This is a genomic window from Luteococcus japonicus, assembly GCF_003752415.1.
Taxonomy (GTDB): domain Bacteria; phylum Actinomycetota; class Actinomycetes; order Propionibacteriales; family Propionibacteriaceae; genus Luteococcus; species Luteococcus japonicus.
In genome coordinates this window covers 1,066,082-1,084,112 of the sequence record NZ_RKHG01000001.1, presented here as the reverse complement: position 1 = coordinate 1,084,112, position 18,031 = coordinate 1,066,082, and the positions used below count along the sequence as shown (strand labels likewise).

The window sequence follows — 18,031 nt, the reverse complement described above, 5'->3', positions numbered from 1 at the left end:
GCATGCTGATTCCTCGTCGTGTGAAGTACCGCAAGCAGCACCACCCCAAGCGGACCGGTGCTGCCAAGGGTGGAACCAAGCTCGCCTTCGGTGAGTACGGCATCCAGGCACTCGAGTCCTCCTACCTGACCAACCGTCAGATCGAGGCTGCTCGTATTGCCATGACCCGCCACATCAAGCGTGGTGGCAAGGTGTGGATCAACGTCTACCCCGACCGCCCGCTGACCAAGCACCCTGCCGAGTCCCGCATGGGTTCCGGCAAGGGCTCGCCCGAGTTCTGGGTGGCCAACATCAAGCCGGGTCGCGTGCTCTTCGAGCTGTCCGGTGTTGATGAAGAGGTCGCTCGCGAGGCCATGCGCCTGGCAATCCACAAGCTGCCCTTCAAGGCTCGCTTCATCAAGCGCGAAGCAGGTGACATCTGATGTCGAAGACCACGACGGCCGCCGAACTGCGCGGCCTCAGCCGCGACGACCTCAACGCAAAGGTCCTCGAGCTGAAGGAGGAGCTGTTCACGCTGCGCTTCCAGGCAGCCACCGGCCAGCTCGAGTCCCACGGACGTCTGCGTGAGGTCCGCAAGGACATCGCCCGGATCTACACCGTGCTCCAGGAGCGCAACCTGGGCATCGTCGACGACCCTGACAAGAAGGCCTGACAATGAGCGAGAACACCAAGGTCGAGACCGAGGCCCGCAACGACCGCAAGGTTCGTGAGGGTGTCGTCGTCTCGGACAAGATGGACAAGACCATCACCGTGCTCGTGGAGGATCGCGTCAAGCACCCCCTCTACGGCAAGGTCATGACCAAGAGCGAGCGACTCAAGGCGCACGACGAGAACAACGAGGCCGGCGCGGGCGACCGCGTGCGCATCATGGAGACCCGACCGCTGTCGGCGACCAAGCGCTGGCGGCTCCTTGAGATCGTCGAGAAGGCCAAGTGATCCGTCGCTGAAGCCGACGCATGCGGGGGTCCGTCCAACAGGGCGGGCCCCCGCCTCGTCGTCCGTGGCGGGCGCCGGTCCGATTGGCTCCCGGCGCCGCTTTGGCTTATGCTTGACAAGTTGGTCTGAACTGGGCTGCGCGTCCGCGTGCACCCGGGTCGGCCGTCGCCTGCGAACCTCGGTTCGGGGCTGTCCACCCCAGCTGGCAAAATCCAGGTGGGTTACACATTCAAGCCTCACCAGGCCCTTCACGGGAACCAGCGGGGTAGAGGAGAACAAATGATCCAGCAGGAGTCGCGGCTTAAGGTCGCCGACAACACTGGTGCCAAGGAACTCTTGTGCATCCGTGTTCTCGGTGGATCCAAGCGCCGTTACGCCGGTCTCGGCGACACCATCGTGTGCAGCGTCAAGGACGCCATTCCCGGTGGCAACGTGAAGAAGGGCGAGGTCGTCAAGGCCGTCATCGTGCGCACCACCAAGGAGAACCGTCGCGCTGACGGCTCCTACATCAAGTTCGACGAGAATGCGGCCGTCATCCTGAAGAACGACGGGGAGCCCCGCGGCACCCGCATCTTCGGCCCGGTTGCCCGCGAGCTGCGCGAGAAGAAGTTCATGCGCATCGTCTCGCTCGCCCCGGAGGTGATCTGACATGAAGTCCCTGAACGTCAAGAAGGGTGACCGCGTCAAGGTCATCGCCGGCAAGGACAAGGGCACCGTTGGCGAGATCATCGCCGTTGACGTGGAGCGCAACCGCGTGACCGTTGAGGGTGTCAACATCGTCAAGCGCCACAAGCGCGACCAGGCCAACGCGTCGGGTCAGCAGGTCAAGGGCGGGATCGTCGCGTCCGAGGCACCCATCCACGTCTCCAACGTCCAGCTGGTCATCGGCACCGGCAAGGACGCCAAGGTCACCCGCGTCGGCCACAAGCGCGTCGAGGTTGACAAGCGTCGTCCTGACGGCTCGGAGTACAAGAGCACCCGCAGCGTTCGCATCGCTCGCAAGACGGGGGAGGAGATCTGATGTCGGAGACCACCGAGAACAAGAACGTGGCCGGCGAGATGCCCCGCCTGAAGAAGCGCTACCGCGAGGAGATCGTCCCCGCGCTGCAGGGCGAGTTCAACTACGCCAATCCCATGCAGATCCCCGGCCTGGTCAAGGTCGTGGTGAACATGGGTGTGGGTGACGCCGCCAATGACTCCAAGGTCATGGACGGTGCCATCAAGGACCTGACCGCCATCACCGGTCAGAAGCCGCAGGTCACCAAGGCCCGCAAGTCGATCGCCCAGTTCAAGCTGCGTGAGGGTCAGCCCATCGGCTGCCACGTCACGCTGCGTGGCGACCGCATGTGGGAATTCGCTGACCGTCTGCTGACCCTGGCCCTGCCCCGAATCCGCGACTTCCGCGGCCTCAACGGCAACCAGTTCGACGGCCTGGGCAACTACACCTTCGGCCTGAACGAGCAGGTCATGTTCCTGGAGATCGACCAGGACAAGATCGACCGCGTGCGTGGCATGGACATCACCTTCGTGACGTCCGCCACGAACAACGAGGAGGGCAAGGCGCTGCTGAAGCACCTCGGCTTCCCGTTCAAGGAGGTCGACGATCCCAAGGCCAAGAAGGTGCGTCGTGGCCCGGCGTACTACAAGAAGAAGAAGTGAGGCGCTGACCCATGGCGAAGACAGCTCTGAAGGTCAAGCAGTCGCGTACCCCCAAGTTCGGCGTGCGCGCCTACACCCGTTGCCAGAAGTGCGGCCGACCGAAGTCGGTCTACCGCAAGTTCGGTCTGTGCCGCGTGTGCCTGCGCGAGATGGCTCACAAGGGCGAACTGCCCGGCGTGACCAAGTCGTCCTGGTGATCGACGCGACGCGTTGAAACCTGTCGCCGACGGCGGGGGAGACCCCCGCCGTCGGCGCACCATGCAGGCGCTCGCAAGAGCGAGCGACCTGCCCCGAGAACTCCCTGGCCGTCCGGCCGGGACAAAGCGCGAAAGGTCATGTCTGGGTGTACCCGGGCCTGAAACCGTCGCGAGAAAGTAGTGCACAGCCATGACAATGACTGATCCGATCGCAGACATGCTGACCCGTCTGCGCAACGCCAACCAGGCGTTCCACGACTCGACCTCCATGCCGCACTCGAAGATCAAGGTGGGAATCGCCGAGATCCTCAAGGTGGAGGGTTACATCAGTGACTTCGAGGTCACCGAGCCGGGTGAGGGCGAGGTCGGCAAGACCCTGACCCTGACCCTGAAGTACGGCGATGACCGCAAGCGTTCGCTGGCCGGTATCCGCCGTATCAGCAAGCCCGGCCTGCGCGTGTACGCCAAGTCGAACGCGCTCCCCAAGGTCCTGGGTGGGATGGGTATCGCCATCATCTCCACCTCGCAGGGCCTGATGACCGACAGCCAGGCACATGCCAAGTCCGTGGGCGGCGAAGTCCTCGCCTACGTCTGGTGATCCGACGAGACTGATAAGGAGAATTTGAATGTCACGCATTGGCAAGCTCCCGATCACCGTCCCGTCCGGTGTCGAGGTCAAGCTCGACGGCCAGAATGTCGAGGTGAAGGGTCCCAAGGGCACCCTGACCCACGTCGTTCCCGAGCCGATCAAGATCCAGAAGAATGACGACGGCCAGATCGAGGTCGTTCGTCCCAACGACGAGCGCGAGAGTCGCTCGCTGCACGGCCTGACCCGCACCCTGGTGAGCAACATGGTCATCGGTGTCACCGAGGGCTACGAGAAGAAGCTCGAGATCGTCGGCGTTGGTTACCGCGTCATGGCCAAGGGCCCGAAGCAGCTCGAGTTTGCGCTCGGTTTCTCGCACCCGGTCATCATCGATGCCCCCGAGGGCATCACCTTCGCCGTCGAGAAGCCCACCGCGTTCAGCGTCCAGGGCATCGACAAGCAGGTTGTCGGCGAGGTTGCGGCCAACATCCGCAAGCTTCGCAAGCCCGAGCCGTACAAGGGCAAGGGTGTGCGTTACGCCGGCGAGAACGTTCGCCGCAAGGTCGGAAAGGCTGGTAAGTGACCATGGGTATCTCTCTGGCAGTCCGCAAGGGACTGGCCCCGAAGACCGCGTCGCGTCTGCGTCGTCAGGCTCGCGGCCGCAAGAAGATCCACGGTTCGGCCGAGCGTCCGCGCCTGGTCGTCACCCGCTCTGCCCGTCACATCGGCGTCCAGGTCATCGACGATGTCCAGGGTCACACCCTGGCGTCGGCCTCGACCATGGAGGCTGCCGTGCGCGGTGCACAGGGCGACAAGTCTGCCAAGGCTGCAAAGGTCGGCGAGCTGATCGCCGAGCGCGCGAAGGCCGCTGGCGTCGAGAACGTGGTCTTCGACCGCGCTGGAAACAAGTACCACGGCCGCATCGCCGCGCTGGCTGACGCCGCGCGCGAGGCTGGCCTCGGGTTCTGATCACGACTGAAAGGCAAAAGACGATGAGTGAAACTCAGCGCCGCGCAGGCGGCGAGCGTCGGGGTCGTGAGGACCGCCGAGGCAACGGCAAGCAGCAGGAAGAGAAGTCGCAGTACCTGGAGCGCGTGGTTGCCATCAACCGCGTCGCCAAGGTGGTCCAGGGCGGCCGTCGCTTCAGCTTCACCGCACTGGTTGTGGTGGGCGACGGCGAGGGCACCGTGGGTGTCGGCTACGGCAAGGCCAAGGAGGTGCCCGCGGCGATCGCCAAGGGCGTCGAGGAGGCCAAGAAGCACTTCTTCAAGGTGCCGATGGTCCAGCGGACCATTCCCCATCCCGTCCAGGGTGAGAAGGCGGCTGGCGTCGTCATGCTGCGTCCGGCGTCGCCCGGTACCGGTGTGATCGCCGGTGGCTCCGTGCGCGCCGTGCTCGAGTGCGCCGGTATCCACGACATCCTGGCCAAGTCCTTGGGTTCGCCCAATGCCATCAATGTGGTGCACGCCACCGTTGAGGCACTTCAGGGCCTCGAGGAGCCCGAGCAGATCGCGAAGCGTCGCGGCAAGTCCGTCGAGGACGTTGCCCCGGCCGCCCTGCTCAAGGCTCGCAAGGAAGGAGTGTCCAACTGATGGCACGCCTGAAGGTGACCCAGATGAAGTCCGGCATCGGCGGCAAGCAGAACCAGCGCGACACCCTGCGTACGCTGGGCCTGAAGCGCATCGGCGATGTCGTCGTGAAGGAGGACCGTCCCGAGATCCGCGGAATGGTCAAGACCGTGCAGCACCTGGTTGCTGTGGAAGAGGTTGAGTGACATGGCGTTGAAGGTTCATCACCTGCGTCCTGCTCCCGGAGCCAAGACCGCCAAGACCCGTGTGGGTCGTGGTGAGGGCTCGAAGGGCAAGACTGCCGGTCGCGGTACCAAGGGTACCGGCGCGCGGAAGAACGTCCCCGAGAACTTCGAGGGTGGCCAGATGCCGATGCACATGCGTCTGCCGAAGGTCAAGGGTTTCAAGAACCCCTTCCGCACGGAATTCCAGGTTGTCAATGTCGGCACCATCGCCGAGCTCTTCCCCGAGGGGGGTGCCGTCAGCGTCGAGGATCTTGTCGCCAAGGGTGCCGTCCGCAAGGGACGTCTCGTCAAGGTGCTGGGCAATGGCGACATCCAGGTTGCCGTCCAGGTGAGCGCCGACGCGTTCACCGGGTCGGCCAAGGAGAAGATCGAGAGGGCCGGCGGTTCCGTCACGGAGCTGTGAGCCAGGCCTGATGACTAAGCGGGGCAGTGACACTGAGGTGTTGCTGTCCCGCTTCGTCCATTTCCAGCGGCCGTCGCATCGTGGAACGAGCAGACTGGTCGAATTGTCTCGTTCCACTGAGTGAATCCTTCACTGTGTGTGAGGACGCGGAAGCTGTCAACCTGTGTGGAGACACTCGCGGCGGGTTTGCTCGTCGAGGATGCCGTCGGGGTTGAGCCAGGCATGTGCGGGTGGTGTGGCCAGGTGGGGTGGCTGAGTGAATCGTTGGGGATATCGGTGGGCGAGGGCCTCAAGAGTGGCTTGGCGTCGGTGGTGGACCTGGTGCCAGGTGCCGTCGTGAACCGACTGGGGCGTGTGGCCGGCCAGGGATGAGTGGGCGTGGTGCTGGTTGTAGTCGGTGACCCGACGTGCGGCCCAAGACCGGGCGGCGTCGAGGTCGGTGAAGTATCCGGGCCAGTCACGGTGGTACTTCGCGGTCTTGAACCATGACTCCATGTGGGGGTTGTCGTTGGAGACCCGCGGCCGGTTGCGGGAGCGGGTGATGCCCATCGCGCGGAACACGCGGGCGAGTTCGTCGGACATCATCGACGGACCTCCATCGGAGTGGACGATGCGGGGATGGACGCCGTGCGTGGTGAATGCGGTGGTGAACATGTCGGCAGCCAGCTGGTCATCCTCGCAGTCCTCGACACGCCAAGCCATGATCCGGCGGGAGAACACGTCAATGACGGCATACAGGTTGAACCATTGGCCCTTGTACCGGCCGGGCAGCTTGGTGATGTCCCAGCACCACACCTGGTTGGGGCCGGTGGCATGCCACTGCGGCATCGCCGACGAGCGCTTGCGGGAACGTCGAGCAGTGGTGCAACGGATCCGTTCGGCGCGGGCGATGCGGTACCAGGTCGACAACGACGCCACCGGATCCCCGGCGTCCAACGCGTCGAACCACGCCTGATACGCGCTGATTCCCTGCTGCGCCGCCGAGCGCAACAGGCCGATGATGCGCTGCTGGTCCTGCTCCCCGACCCGGTTCGGGTAGGCCCGCCCCCGGTGTGGTGTCGGGCTGGCGATCCCGGGACGGGGATGACTGCGGTAGTGCCACGACGAACGCGACAACCCGATCACCGACAACGATCGCCGCAGGCTCCAACCCGCCTGGCGCAGGTCGTCCACCAGCGCCTGTTCGGCCGCCAAGAACCGCTCCTGCTCGGCGCTGACCTGCCCCGTCACTCGCCGTTGGTGGGCCCCTGCCTGACGGACAGCTGCTGCAAGAGCCCGATAGCTTTTCCCAACGCATCATTGGCCCGGGTCAACGACTCGATCTGCTCCCGAGCCTGCCGCGCCTCTTCCTCACGAGCCTGACGCTCGATGGCCAACTGCGCCTTCAACCGGGCGAACTCCGCCCCATCCGTGGCACTCATACGCGCAGTATCGCGAGGCTCCAACCCCAACTCCAAGTCCCCATACAAGTACTGCCGACGCCACGACTGCATCCGCCGCTGGGAAACCCCATGCTCATCCAGCCACCGCCCCTTCGACCCCTGCGGCAACACCAAGTACTCAGCCACCAACTCCGCCCGCTCCCTCGCGGTCCGCTGCTCAATCATCACGGCACCTCCCTGACTCACAACCAGCTTGCCAATCAGGGACGCACGCATTTTTTTCGACAAAAGACACCAAGCGGGGTAGCGCCACGCTTGACGGGGCCTGACGCAGGCGGCAATGTTGCCACGCGACAGGGGACAGCCCGGGGCACCCCGCATTCACAGAAAGGACGTCCGTGCTTCGCTTTCTGCTTCGACGTCTTGCCAACTACGTCCTCCTGCTGTTCATCGCTGTCTCCCTGGCCTTCATCCTGGCCTCGGTGTCGATGGACCCGCGCCAGGCTTTCGACTGGACGAACCCCAGCCTGAACCGGGCTGCCGTCAATGCCACGCTGACGAACTACAACATCAACCCCGAGACTTCGCCCCTGCTGCGCTACAGCCGCTGGCTGAAGATGGTCTTCGGGGACTGGAACTGGGGCTTCACCCCCAAGGGCGACTCCATCAACGAGCTGATGGGCACCAAGGTCTGGGTGTCGCTGAGGCTGATGACCATCGGCACCGCGCTGGGCATCATCGGCGGCGTGGTCATCGGCGCCTGGTCCGCCGTGCGCCAGTACTCTAAGGCCGACCGGATCATCTCCTTCTTCGCGCTGCTGCTCATCTCGACGCCGGTGCTGGTGCTCGCCCCGAGTCTGCAGATGGTCGCCACCTGGGTCAACACGGCCGCGGGGATGCCCATCTTCGAGTTCATTGGTGAAACGGGGCAGCACGGCGAGTACTTCGGTGCCGGGCTGATGGACCGGATGCAGCACCTGGTCCTCCCGACACTGTCCCTGTCCCTGATGCAGATGGCTTCCTACTCCCGCTACCAGCGCAACCTGATGTTGGACACGCTGGGCGCCGACTATGTCCGCACCGCCCGGGCCAAGGGCCTGCGCAAGGCCAAGGCCATCCGTCACCACGCCCTGCGCAATGCCATCATCCCGATGGCCACCTACTTCGCCTTCAGCGTCGCGCTGGTCTTCACGGGTGCCGCGATGACCGAGCGGATCTACGGCTGGCACGGCATGGGCGCCTACTCGGTGGACTCGATCACCGCCCAGGACATCAACGGCACCGCGGCCGTCGTCGCCTTCTCCGGCGTCTGCGTGCTGACCGGCGCCCTGCTGTCCGACATCCTGATCGCCGCCATCGACCCGCGCGTGCGCACCAGCTAGGAGCCTGGCATGAGCAATCTTCTTCCCGAGGCCCCCTCAACCCCCGAGGTGGTGGACGAGGCCGCCAAGAATGACGAGAAGCACCTCTCCCGAGGCCGGCTGATCCTCAAGCGCTTCTGGCGCCCTCTCGGCGCCAAGATCGGTGTGGTCGGGCTTTCCCTGATCGTGCTGCTGGCCCTCGTCGGCCCGCACATCGGGCAGTGGAAGTTCGATGACGTGGACAGCGAGTGGTTCCTCTCGCCGCCGTCGAACCTGCATTGGTTCGGCACCACCCAGGGCGGTCGTGATGTCTTCGCGATGACGATGGAGGGGCTGCGCAAGTCCCTCATCATCGGCTTCAGCGTCGCGCTGCTGCAGACCTGCCTTGCCTCCCTGATCGGCGCGTCTGCTGCCTTCTTCGGCGGGCGCGTGGAGAAGTCCATCCTGTGGATCATCGACCTGATGCTGGTGATCCCGTCCTTCCTGATGATCGCCATCCTCAGCCAGAACACCGGTGGACACAAGGGGGCAACCTGGCTCTTCATCCTTCTCCTGGTGGCCTTCAGCTGGATGATCAGCTCCCGTGTGGTGCGCGCCATGACGCTCAGCGTGGTGAACCTTGACTACGTCAATGCCGCGAAGTTCATGAACGTGCCGTCCTGGGTGATCATCACCAAGCACGTCATCCCGAACATCTCGTCCTTCCTGATCATCGATGCCACCCTCGCCGTGGCGGGCGCGATCATGAGCGAGACGGCGCTGAGCTTCTTCGGCTTCGGTGTCCAGGCCCCCGACACCTCGCTGGGCACCCTGATCGGTGAGGGCACCCAGCAGGCCACCACCTTCCCCTGGGTCTTCCTGGCACCCGCCACCGTGCTGGTGCTGACCCTGCTGTCTGTCAACTTCATCGGCGACGCCCTGCGCGACGCCATTGATCCGTCCTCGAAGTCCGGAGGCCAAGCATGAGCCACGCCGCAACCAGCCCCGTCGAAAGCCCGCGCAATGACGACAAGGCGGTTCCCGAGGCGCGTGCCGGGGTGCCGGCCCTGCAGATCCGCGACCTGAACGTGCGCTTTCCCTCCGAGGACGGCGTCGTGCACGCCGTGCGCGGAGTCAACCTGGAGGTGGACTCCGGCGAGGTACTCGCCATCGTCGGTGAGTCCGGCTCGGGCAAGTCGGTCACGTCGATGGCCGTGATGGGCCTGCTGGACGAGAATGCCAGGATCGACGGTTCGGTGACGCTGCACGGCACCGAGCTGATCGGCCGCAGTGACAACTGGATGAGCAATGTCCGCGGCCGCAAGGTCGCGATGATCTTCCAGGATCCGCTGAGCGCGCTGACACCCGTCTACACCATCGGTGACCAGATCATCGAGGCGCTGCAGATCCACAGCAAGATGGATGACAAGGCCGCACACGAGCGGGCTCTCGAACTGCTGCGGATGGTGGGCATCCCCAATCCCGAGGTGCGGATCAAGGCCTTCCCGCATGAGTTCAGTGGCGGCATGCGTCAGCGCGTCGTGATTGCCATGGCCATTGCGAACAATCCGGACGTGATCATCGCCGACGAGCCCACCACGGCCCTCGACGTCACCATCCAGGCGCAGGTGATCGACCTGCTCAAGGTGGCCCAGCGCGAGACCAATGCCGCCGTCGTGATGATCACCCACGACCTGGGCGTGGTGGCCGGCATGGCGGACCAGGTGGCCGTCATGTACGCCGGGCGGATCGTCGAGGCCGGCAGCGTGGACGACATCTTCTACCGCACCCGGATGCCGTACACCATCGGCCTGCTCGGCTCCCTGCCGCGGCCCGACATGAGCCGCGACGAGATGCTGACCCCCGTCGAGGGCAACCCACCGTCCCTGCTGGCGCTGCCTCCGGGCTGCCCCTTCGGCCCTCGCTGTCCGATGGTCTCCGAGGAGTGCCGTGCGGGTGAGCCGGAACTGTGTGCCACGGACAATCCCGACCACCAAGCGGCCTGCGTCAAGGTGCAGCGGATCATCGACGGGAAGCTGGGCTACGCGGACATCTACCCGATTCCAAGGGTCCGGCCCCATGAACTGGCGGGCGTTCCCCGCGAGCAGCGTGAGGAGGTGCTGCGGGTCGAAGGCCTGGTCAAGACCTTCCCGTTGACCAAGGGCGCCGTCTTCAAGCGTCGCGTGGGCACTGTGCATGCCGTGGACACCATCGATCTGGACATCCGGGCGGGTGAGACCCTCGGACTGGTGGGGGAGTCCGGTTGCGGCAAGACCACCACCATCATGAGCATCCTCGGCCTCAAGGCCCCGGAGAGCGGCAAGGTGGTGGTGCTGGGCAAGGATGTCGCCACGCTCGGCAGGGCGGATCGCAAGACGGTCCGTGAGGACCTTCAGGTGGTCTTCCAGGACCCGATGGCCTCGTTGGACGGACGAATGCCCGTCTCCGACATCCTCGCCGAGCCGCTGAAGTACAACGGCTATCCCAAGGACATGATCCCCGGCCACATTCGAGACCTGATGAAGCTCGTCGGCCTGGAGCCTGCCCATGCCAACCGATACCCGCGCAACTTCTCCGGAGGTCAGCGCCAGCGCATCTGCATCGCCCGCGCACTGGCACTGGAGCCGAAGCTGCTGGTGCTGGACGAGCCGGTCAGCGCCCTGGACGTGTCCATCCAGGCCGGTGTGCTCAACCTGCTGGAGCAGCTGCGCACCGAGCTGGGCCTGAGCTACCTGTTCGTGGCGCACGACCTCTCCGTAGTGCGGCACATCGCCACCCGCGTGGCGGTGATGTACCTGGGGCACATCGTGGAGATCGGTGACGTGGACGACGTCTTCGACGCCCCGCAGCATCCGTACACCCAAGCGCTGCTCTCGGCCATCCCCGTGCCCGATCCGGCCAAGGAACGCCAGCGGGACCGGATCGTGCTCACCGGAGACCTGCCCAGCCCGGCCAATCCGCCGTCGGGATGCCCCTTCCACACCCGCTGCCCGAAGTTCAGGACCCTGGACCAGACGCAGCAGCAGCGGTGTTCGCAGGAGCGCCCCGACCTGCACGTGCAGGGAGCGGACCAGGAGGTGGCCTGTCACTTCCCGCAGGCCTTGACCGTCTTCTGACGGCTGCGCGGAGACAAGGTTCGGCACGGTGCCGCCGGGAAGCCATGAGGCCTTCCCGGCGGCACCGTCCCGTCGCGAACCGCTCCGGGCGTCACGGACTGATAACAATGTGCCCATTTGGGAGTGGGGCTGTTCTCGGCGGGACCATTTTGGAATAGGTTTACCACCATCCGGGTCCCAGAAGTACTGGGAACCACGATTTTCCGGAGGTCATTGTGCGCAAGCCCGCATCGTCCGCGGTTGCCCTTCTCGCCGTGGGAGCCCTCGCGCTCTCCGCCTGCGGCGCCCCCAAGTCCAGCACCGGTGGCAGTGATGGCACCGATGGCAAGGCACCCGCCCTCGCCGCGCTGAACGAGAAGCCCCGCGAGGAGCTGAAGGACGGCGGCCAGGTCCGCTTCGCCATCAGCTTCCTGCCGACGAACTGGAACATCAGCTCGATCGACGGCAATGGTGTCGACAACAACAACATCGCGGGCTACTGCCTCCCGGTGAACTTCCTCTACAACGAGGACGCGAGCTTCGAGCCCTACAAGCCCTACCTGGAGAGCTATGACGTCCAGGAGGCCAAGGATGGCAAGGGCCAGGTCATCACCCTGCACCTGAACCCGAAGGCCAAGTGGAATTCCGGCCGCACCATCGACTGGACCGACTACGAGGCCACCTGGAAGGCGCAGAACGGCAGCAATGAGGCCTTCAAGCCGGCCACCACCGATGGCTGGAGCGAGGTGTCCAGCGTCGCCAAGGGGGAGAAGGACACCGACGTCGTCGTGACCTTCAAGAAGTCCTACCCGGACTGGTCGGCTGCCCTCTCGGGCGTGCTGCCCAAGGAGGGTGTCGCCACCCCCGAGGCCTACAACACCGGATGGACCACCTTCAAGCCCGAATGGCATACCGGGCCCTTCACCTTCGAGAAGCTGGACAAGGCGCAGCTGACCCTGACGCTGAAGCGCAATGACAAGTGGTGGGGTGACAAGCCGCTGCTGGACAAGCTGAGCTTCCGCCAGCTGGAGACCCCGGCCGACGTCAACGCCTTCGCCAACAATGAGATCGACGTCGTCGACACCATGATCAACGCCACCGCGGTCAACACCGCCAAGAAGCGCTCCGACGCCGACATCCGCGCGGCCGGTTCCCGTCAGTGGCGTCACTTCACCTTCAATTCGAAAGCGGGCAACCTGGCCGACCAGGACGTGCGCCAGGCCATCGTGAAGGCCACCAATCGTGAGGCCATCGCCAAGTCGGACCTGGTGGGTCTGCCGGTGAACCCCTCCGAACTGATGACCGGCAACCACTTCTTCCTGCCCGGCCAAGAGGGGTACAAGGACAATTCGGGCGACTTCAAGTACGACGTCGAAGCCGCCAAGAAGCAGCTCGACGATGCCGGCTGGAAGCTGCCCGAGGGCAAGACCATCCGCGAGAAGGACGGCAAGCCGCTCCAGGTGAAGTACACGATGCTCACTGGCGTCCCCACCAGCGAGAACGAGGGCAAGCTGCTGCAGAAGGACCTCGCGGCCGTCGGCATCGACCTCAAGTTCGTGAACATCGCGCCCGATGACATGAGCAAGAACCTCACCGCCCACTCCTTCGAGATCATCGCCTTCACCTGGCAGGGCACCCCCTACCCGATGAACAACATCCGCCAGATCTACGGCGCCAAGTCCGCCGGCGCCGAGGTTCCCTCCGAGTCCAACTACGCCCAGCTGGTCAACCCGGAAATCGAGAAGCTGATCCCGCAGGCCGACACCGAGGCCGACGTGGCGAAGCGTCAGGACCTCACCAACCAGGTGGACAAGATGATCTGGGATGAGGTGCACACCCTGCCGATCTACCGTCGCATCGGCTACACCGCGGCCCCGAAGAACCTGGCCAACTACGGCTCGGCAACCTTCAAGACCCTGCCTCCGGAGAACATCGGCTACACCAAGTGAGCCCCCTGCAACCCTGAGCAGTCAGCACAGAGGCCGTGGGCCGGATCCTTCGGGATCCGGCCCACGGCCTTCGTCGTGCACAGTTGTTAGAGCACGGCGGTGGCGAAGCTGAGCAGGGCCAGCGTCACCAGCAGCACGACACGGCTGCGGTGCAGGCGTCGCGCGACGGTGCTGGGGGAGCCCGGCCCGCGCACCAGGGCCTCCTCGCCGATCAGCAGGGCGGCGGCACGGGCGTCGAGGTCCATCCGGATGGCAGGGGCTCCGGCCGCGGTGGGCTGCAGGTCCTGCTGGGGATCCACCCGCTGACGGCCGAAGGAGGCCGTCCCGCGCGCGGGGGCCGCCCACGCCTTGTGCTCGCGCCCGTCGGCATCCACCACCAGGCCCCAGCGGCTGCGCGCCTCCTGCACCGCGCCCCAGCCGAGGCGCACCGTGGAGAGCGGATTGTCCAGGACCAGGTGCTCGGTCTCCAGCCGCACGCTCGCGCTGGCCCACAGGAGCCAGGCCAGCACCACCACGAGACCGAGCCATGGGAGAGCGAACAGGGCCGCAATCGGCCCGCCGGACAAGGCCTCCAGCGCCAGGAGCGCGGCGGCGATCACGCCGACCACTGGGACGCCGATGCGACCCATCGTGGACTGGATGATGACTGTGGGACGCATGGGGACCATTGTGCCCGCACACCACGACGGCCGAGTGTCCGTATTGCTCGGCCGTCGCGCGTGTCAGACGGTCACCGAGGGGCGGAGCTCCGCGTGGTGGCAGGCACTGTCGTGGGTTCCGGTGCCGTCCTCGTGCGGTTCCAGCTCCGGGACCTGCGTGGAGCAGATCTCGGTGGCCTTCCAGCAGCGGGTGTGGAAGCGGCAACCCGACGGGGGATTGGCCGGGCTCGGTACGTCGCCGGTCAACACGATCTGCTCCCGCGAGCCGCGCAGCGTCGGATCCGGCAATGGTACCGCCGACAACAGGGCCTGGGTGTAGGGGTGCGTCGGGCGCTCATAGATGTGGGCGTCGTCACCCACCTCCACCATGCGGCCCAGGTACATCACGCCCACCCGGTCCGAGATGTGGCGCACCACGGCCAGGTCATGCGCAATGAAGACATAGGCCAGGCCCAGCTCGTCCTGCAGCTTCTCCAACAGGTTCACCACCTGCGCCTGGACCGAGACGTCCAGCGCACTGACCGGCTCGTCGCAGATGATCACCTTGGGGTTCAGTGCGACGCCCCGGGCGATCCCGATGCGCTGTCGCTGCCCGCCGGAGAACTGGTGCGGGTAGCGGTTGATGTGCTCCGGGTTCAGACCCACCTGCTCCAGCAGCTCCTGCACCCGCTGGCGACGTCCGCCGCGGGGCACCACATCGGGATGGATCTCGAAGGGCTCGGCGATGATGTCCCCGACCGTCTTGCGCGGGTTCAGCGAGGTGTACGGGTCCTGGAAGACGATCTGGATGTCACGGCGCAGCCTGCGCAGCCCGGCACCCGAGAGCTTGGTGATGTCCGTGCCCTCGAAGATGATGGTGCCCTCGGTGGGGTCCTCCAGCCGCATCAGCACTCGGCCGAGCGTCGACTTGCCGCAGCCGGACTCGCCGACGATGCCCAGCGTCTCGCCGGGGAAGAGGTCCAGGTCCACCCCGTCGACCGCCTTGACATGCCCCACCGTCCGGCGGACCACGCCGCCCTTTAACGGGTAGTACTTCTTCAGTCCGCGGGCGGACAGGATCGGGTCAGCCATGGAGCACCTCCTGGGTGAAGTGGCAGGCGCTCCACCTGTCGTCGGCCACCTGCACCAGGGCGGGTGCCCCGCCGGTGCGGCAGACATCGGCGGCCATCGGGCAGCGCGGGTTGAAGGCGCAGCCGGACGGAATGCGCATCAGGTTGGGGGGCAGGCCGCCGATCGCCTGCAGCTTCTGGCCCTTCTGGTCCAGCCGCGGTATCGAGTCGATCAGCCCCTTGGTGTAGGGGTGCGCCGGGCTGGCGTAGATCTCGTGGACCGGCGCCTGCTCGACCATCCGGCCGGCGTACATCACGTTGATCCGGTCCGCGACGTCGGCCACCACGCCCAGGTCATGGGTGATCAGGATCAGGCCCATGCCGGACTCGTCCTGCAATTCCTTGAGCAGGTCCATGATCTGGGCCTGCACGGTCACGTCGAGGGCCGTGGTGGGCTCATCAGCGATCAGTACCTCCGGTTGCAGGGCGATGGCCATCGCGATCATGATTCGCTGGCGCATTCCGCCGCTGAACTGGTGCGGGAAGGCCTTCACGCGCTCCCGGGCAGCGGGAATCTGCACCTTCTCCATCAGCCCGATGGCCTGCTTGAGGGCGTCCGCCTTGTTCATCCCCCGGTGGATCCGGAACATCTCCGCAATCTGCCAGCCCACCGGGAAGACCGGATTGAGAGCGCTGAGTGCGTCCTGGAAGATCATCGACAGCAACGGGCCACGGGTGGCCCGGCGCTGCGTCTCGGGGAGCTTCAGCAGGTCCACGCCGCGATAGACCACCTCGCCGGCGGTGACGAAGCCGGGTGGGGAGTCGATGATGCCCATCACTGCCTGCGCCGTGACGGACTTGCCGGAACCGGACTCGCCCAGGATGGCCAGCGTCTCGCCGGCATCGAGGCGGAAGTCCACCCCGTTGATGGCCCTGGCCACGCCCTGACGCATCCGGAACTCGACGTGGAGGTCATTGACACGCAGCAGTGGCGCTCCCCAGTCGAAGCCGATCTGGTCGACGCCCCGGCTGGTCTGCCGATCCTTCGGAAGGGTCTTCGTCATGTCTGTCACCGCAGCTTCGGGTCGAGGGCGTCACGGATGACCTCGCCGAGCATGATGAAGGCGAGGACGGTCAGCGACAGGAAGATGGACGGGAAGGCGAGCATCCACGGGGCGGACTGGATATAGCCCAGACCCGACGCCTCGCTGATGGCGATGCCCCAACTGATCACCGGTGGACGAAGCCCGATACCCAGGAAGCTCAGCGTCGCCTCGACCGCGATGTAGGAGCCGAGGTTGATGGTGGCCACCACCATGACCGCAGCCAGCGCGTTGGGCAGGATGTGCGAGGTGATGATCCGCCATGGGTTGGCGCCCAGGGCGCGGGCGGCCAGGACGTACTCGTTGGGCTTGACCTGCAGCACCGACGAACGCATCAGCCGCGCGATGCTCGGCCAGCCGAGCACGACCAGGGCCGCGACCACCTTGGCGACCACGACCAGGTAGGGCGTCTCCGAGGTGCTGGGGAAGGAGTAGAGGATCACGATGCCGCCGAGCAGCAGCGGGATGGCGAAGAAGACCTCACCGATGCGGGACAGCAGGGTGTCAACCCAGCCTCCCGCATAGCCGGCGATGATGCCGACCAGGGAGCCCAGGAGAGTGGTACCGAGTGTGGTGAACAGGCCGACCAGGATGGAGGAGCGGGCCCCGTGGATGGTGCGCGAGTAGACGTCACAGCCCTGGAGGTCGGTGCCGAACCAGTGGGCGGCATTGGGCGCCTCGCGGGAGATCTGCAGGTCGCACTGGTAGGGGTCGATCCGCGTGAACAGTCCGGGGAACAACGCCATCGTGACCAGCACTGTGATGAGCATCACGGAGACCCAGAAGAGCGGGTTGCGGCGCATCTCCAGCCAGGCATCGGTCCACAGGGAATGGGCCTGCTCAGGGGCGACAGCTTCTGCAGAAGGCATGAGGGGCTCGGCCACCGGGCCTGGAGCCGACGAGTTGATGGGATCAGTCATGGGAGATCCTCGGGTCGAGCACGCTGTACAGGATGTCCACGATCAGATTCATCAGCAGGTAGACCAGTACCAGACAGGTGACCGCGCCGACGACGGAGATGCCGTCGCGCTGGTTGATGGAGCGGAAGATGAAGCCGCCGATGCCGTTGATGTTGAAGATGCGCTCAGTGACAATGGCGCCACCCATGAGTGCCCCGAAGTCATAGCCCATGAAGGTGATCACCGGGATCAGGGAGTTGCGCAGGGCGTGCACGCCGATGGTGCGGCTCTGACTCAGACCTTTCGCCCGGGCGGTCCGCACATAGTCGGCACGCAGGTTCTCCACGAGATTGGTGCGGGTCAACCGGGCTACATAGGCAACGGACAGGGAGCCGAGAACCAGGCCCGGCAGGATGAGTTGTTGCAGGGTGCCCTGGCTGGCGGTCACCGGGATGACCTGGTTGAGTCCCGCCTTGAGGATGCCGAACTGCGCCATCCCACCGATCACGAAGACCGGGATGGAGATGACGACCAGAGTGGAGACCGTCACGAGGCTGTCGATGAAACGGCCCTTGCGGATACCGGCCAGGACACCGGCGGCGATGCCGACGACGGCCTCGAAGAGGAGGGCGATCAGCGCCAGCTTCATGGTGGTGGGGTAGCGCACGGCCAGCTCGGAGGCGACGGTGTTGTGGTAGAAGTTCACGCCCAGATCACCCTGCAGCAGCTTGGCCAGGTACAGCGCGTACTGCACGAGCAGGGGCCGGTCGAGGTTGTATTCGCGCTTGAAGTTCTCGATGTAGGCAGGAGTGCAGTCTCGTTCACCACACCTGCCTTCCCAGGGTTCACCGGGTAGTGCGAAGACCAGGAGGTAGAGCAGGAAGGTGGCTCCGATGATGACCGGAATCATCTGGACAAGGCGCCGCAGGACATATTTCAACATGCTGGGGATTGCTCCTTC

Annotated in this window: 24 protein-coding genes; 17 read left to right on the top strand and 7 right to left on the bottom strand. The window is 65.3% G+C overall.

Translation table 11 applies throughout. The features are described from left to right. Positions 1-2 precede the first annotated feature (2 nt). The 13 genes from rplP to rplO all read left to right on the top strand — a co-directional run bounded on the left by rplP (position 3) and on the right by rplO (position 5,594). Entirely contained in the window at positions 3-422 is a 420-nt protein-coding gene (rplP, locus tag EDD41_RS05335) for a 50S ribosomal protein L16 (RefSeq protein ID WP_094763872.1), read from the top strand. Then, complete coding sequence (gene rpmC, locus EDD41_RS05330) at positions 422-652, top strand: 50S ribosomal protein L29 (protein ID WP_094763873.1); 231 nt, start codon at positions 422-424, stop codon at positions 650-652. The genes rplP and rpmC overlap by 1 nt, the downstream gene beginning before the upstream one ends. Before the next feature lie 2 nt (positions 653-654). Continuing rightward, positions 655-936, top strand: a complete 282-nt coding sequence (gene rpsQ / locus EDD41_RS05325; RefSeq protein WP_094763874.1) for a 30S ribosomal protein S17 — start codon at positions 655-657, stop codon at positions 934-936. 279 nt (positions 937-1,215) lie between these two features. Continuing rightward, on the top strand, positions 1,216-1,584 hold the full coding sequence (gene rplN / locus EDD41_RS05320) for a 50S ribosomal protein L14 (RefSeq protein WP_094763875.1): 369 nt from the start codon (positions 1,216-1,218) through the stop codon (positions 1,582-1,584). 1 nt (position 1,585) lies between these two features. Further along, entirely contained in the window at positions 1,586-1,957 is a 372-nt protein-coding gene (rplX, locus tag EDD41_RS05315; RefSeq protein ID WP_094763876.1) for a 50S ribosomal protein L24, read from the top strand. Further along, positions 1,957-2,595: a 50S ribosomal protein L5 gene (gene rplE / locus EDD41_RS05310; protein WP_094763877.1), complete on the top strand. Its 639-nt coding sequence runs from the start codon at positions 1,957-1,959 to the stop codon at positions 2,593-2,595. Before rplX ends, rplE begins: the two co-directional genes overlap by 1 nt. A gap of 11 nt (positions 2,596-2,606) precedes the next feature. Beyond that, the gene (locus EDD41_RS05305) at positions 2,607-2,792 is read left to right on the top strand and encodes a type Z 30S ribosomal protein S14 (protein WP_094763878.1); all 186 of its coding nucleotides are present in this window, start codon (positions 2,607-2,609) and stop codon (positions 2,790-2,792) included. 190 nt (positions 2,793-2,982) lie between these two features. Then, positions 2,983-3,390 carry a 30S ribosomal protein S8 gene (rpsH, locus tag EDD41_RS05300; protein ID WP_094763879.1) on the top strand — a complete coding sequence of 136 codons (408 nt, stop codon included), beginning with the start codon at positions 2,983-2,985 and terminating at the stop codon, positions 3,388-3,390. Positions 3,391-3,418: 28 nt separating this feature from the next. After that, positions 3,419-3,961 (top strand): 50S ribosomal protein L6, encoded by a 543-nt coding sequence (rplF, locus tag EDD41_RS05295; RefSeq protein WP_094763880.1) that lies wholly within the window; start codon positions 3,419-3,421, stop codon positions 3,959-3,961. A gap of 2 nt (positions 3,962-3,963) precedes the next feature. Further along, on the top strand, positions 3,964-4,347 hold the full coding sequence (gene rplR / locus EDD41_RS05290; protein ID WP_123575195.1) for a 50S ribosomal protein L18: 384 nt from the start codon (positions 3,964-3,966) through the stop codon (positions 4,345-4,347). 23 nt (positions 4,348-4,370) lie between these two features. After that, on the top strand, positions 4,371-4,970 hold the full coding sequence (rpsE, locus tag EDD41_RS05285) for a 30S ribosomal protein S5 (protein ID WP_094763881.1): 600 nt from the start codon (positions 4,371-4,373) through the stop codon (positions 4,968-4,970). Beyond that, on the top strand, positions 4,970-5,152 hold the full coding sequence (gene rpmD, locus EDD41_RS05280) for a 50S ribosomal protein L30 (RefSeq protein WP_094763882.1): 183 nt from the start codon (positions 4,970-4,972) through the stop codon (positions 5,150-5,152). Before rpsE ends, rpmD begins: the two co-directional genes overlap by 1 nt. A 1-nt stretch (position 5,153) precedes the next feature. Further along, positions 5,154-5,594, top strand: coding sequence for a 50S ribosomal protein L15 (rplO, locus tag EDD41_RS05275; protein ID WP_094763883.1), 441 nt, complete (start codon positions 5,154-5,156; stop codon positions 5,592-5,594). Positions 5,595-5,750: 156 nt separating this feature from the next. Here rplO and EDD41_RS05270 read toward each other — a convergent pair whose 3' ends face one another. Both EDD41_RS05270 and EDD41_RS16555 read right to left on the bottom strand, forming a co-directional pair. Beyond that, the gene (locus tag EDD41_RS05270) at positions 5,751-6,824 is read right to left on the bottom strand and encodes an IS3 family transposase (RefSeq protein WP_123574591.1); all 1,074 of its coding nucleotides are present in this window, start codon (positions 6,822-6,824) and stop codon (positions 5,751-5,753) included. Continuing rightward, positions 6,821-7,015, bottom strand: a complete 195-nt coding sequence (locus EDD41_RS16555; RefSeq protein ID WP_148060462.1) for a hypothetical protein — start codon at positions 7,013-7,015, stop codon at positions 6,821-6,823. The genes EDD41_RS05270 and EDD41_RS16555 overlap by 4 nt, the downstream gene beginning before the upstream one ends. 359 nt (positions 7,016-7,374) lie before the next feature. Between EDD41_RS16555 and EDD41_RS05260 the strand changes: the two genes are divergently transcribed. From EDD41_RS05260 to EDD41_RS05245, 4 genes are all read left to right on the top strand, one after another. Next, entirely contained in the window at positions 7,375-8,358 is a 984-nt protein-coding gene (locus EDD41_RS05260) for an ABC transporter permease (protein ID WP_094763884.1), read from the top strand. A 9-nt stretch (positions 8,359-8,367) separates the two neighbouring features. Next, a complete protein-coding gene (locus tag EDD41_RS05255; RefSeq protein ID WP_094763885.1) occupies positions 8,368-9,303 on the top strand; it encodes an ABC transporter permease in 936 nt (311 codons plus the stop codon). Further along, positions 9,300-11,432: an ABC transporter ATP-binding protein gene (locus EDD41_RS05250; RefSeq protein WP_123575193.1), complete on the top strand. Its 2,133-nt coding sequence runs from the start codon at positions 9,300-9,302 to the stop codon at positions 11,430-11,432. The genes EDD41_RS05255 and EDD41_RS05250 overlap by 4 nt, the downstream gene beginning before the upstream one ends. A gap of 215 nt (positions 11,433-11,647) precedes the next feature. Then, positions 11,648-13,360 carry an ABC transporter family substrate-binding protein gene (locus EDD41_RS05245; protein ID WP_094763887.1) on the top strand — a complete coding sequence of 571 codons (1,713 nt, stop codon included), beginning with the start codon at positions 11,648-11,650 and terminating at the stop codon, positions 13,358-13,360. A gap of 86 nt (positions 13,361-13,446) precedes the next feature. Here the strand turns inward: EDD41_RS05245 and EDD41_RS05240 are convergent, their stop codons facing one another. The 5 genes from EDD41_RS05240 to EDD41_RS05220 all read right to left on the bottom strand — a co-directional run bounded on the left by EDD41_RS05240 (position 13,447) and on the right by EDD41_RS05220 (position 18,013). Next, on the bottom strand, positions 13,447-14,019 hold the full coding sequence (locus EDD41_RS05240; protein WP_170165255.1) for a PH domain-containing protein: 573 nt from the start codon (positions 14,017-14,019) through the stop codon (positions 13,447-13,449). Between the two features lie 63 nt (positions 14,020-14,082). Then, positions 14,083-15,090 (bottom strand): ABC transporter ATP-binding protein, encoded by a 1,008-nt coding sequence (locus tag EDD41_RS05235; protein WP_094763889.1) that lies wholly within the window; start codon positions 15,088-15,090, stop codon positions 14,083-14,085. Then, positions 15,083-16,021: an ABC transporter ATP-binding protein gene (locus EDD41_RS05230; protein ID WP_245995721.1), complete on the bottom strand. Its 939-nt coding sequence runs from the start codon at positions 16,019-16,021 to the stop codon at positions 15,083-15,085. Before EDD41_RS05230 ends, EDD41_RS05235 begins: the two co-directional genes overlap by 8 nt. A 116-nt stretch (positions 16,022-16,137) precedes the next feature. After that, positions 16,138-17,040: an ABC transporter permease gene (locus EDD41_RS05225; protein ID WP_211336704.1), complete on the bottom strand. Its 903-nt coding sequence runs from the start codon at positions 17,038-17,040 to the stop codon at positions 16,138-16,140. Between the two features lie 43 nt (positions 17,041-17,083). Further along, positions 17,084-18,013 (bottom strand): ABC transporter permease, encoded by a 930-nt coding sequence (locus EDD41_RS05220; RefSeq protein ID WP_123575192.1) that lies wholly within the window; start codon positions 18,011-18,013, stop codon positions 17,084-17,086. Between the last annotated feature and the right edge of the window lie 18 nt (positions 18,014-18,031).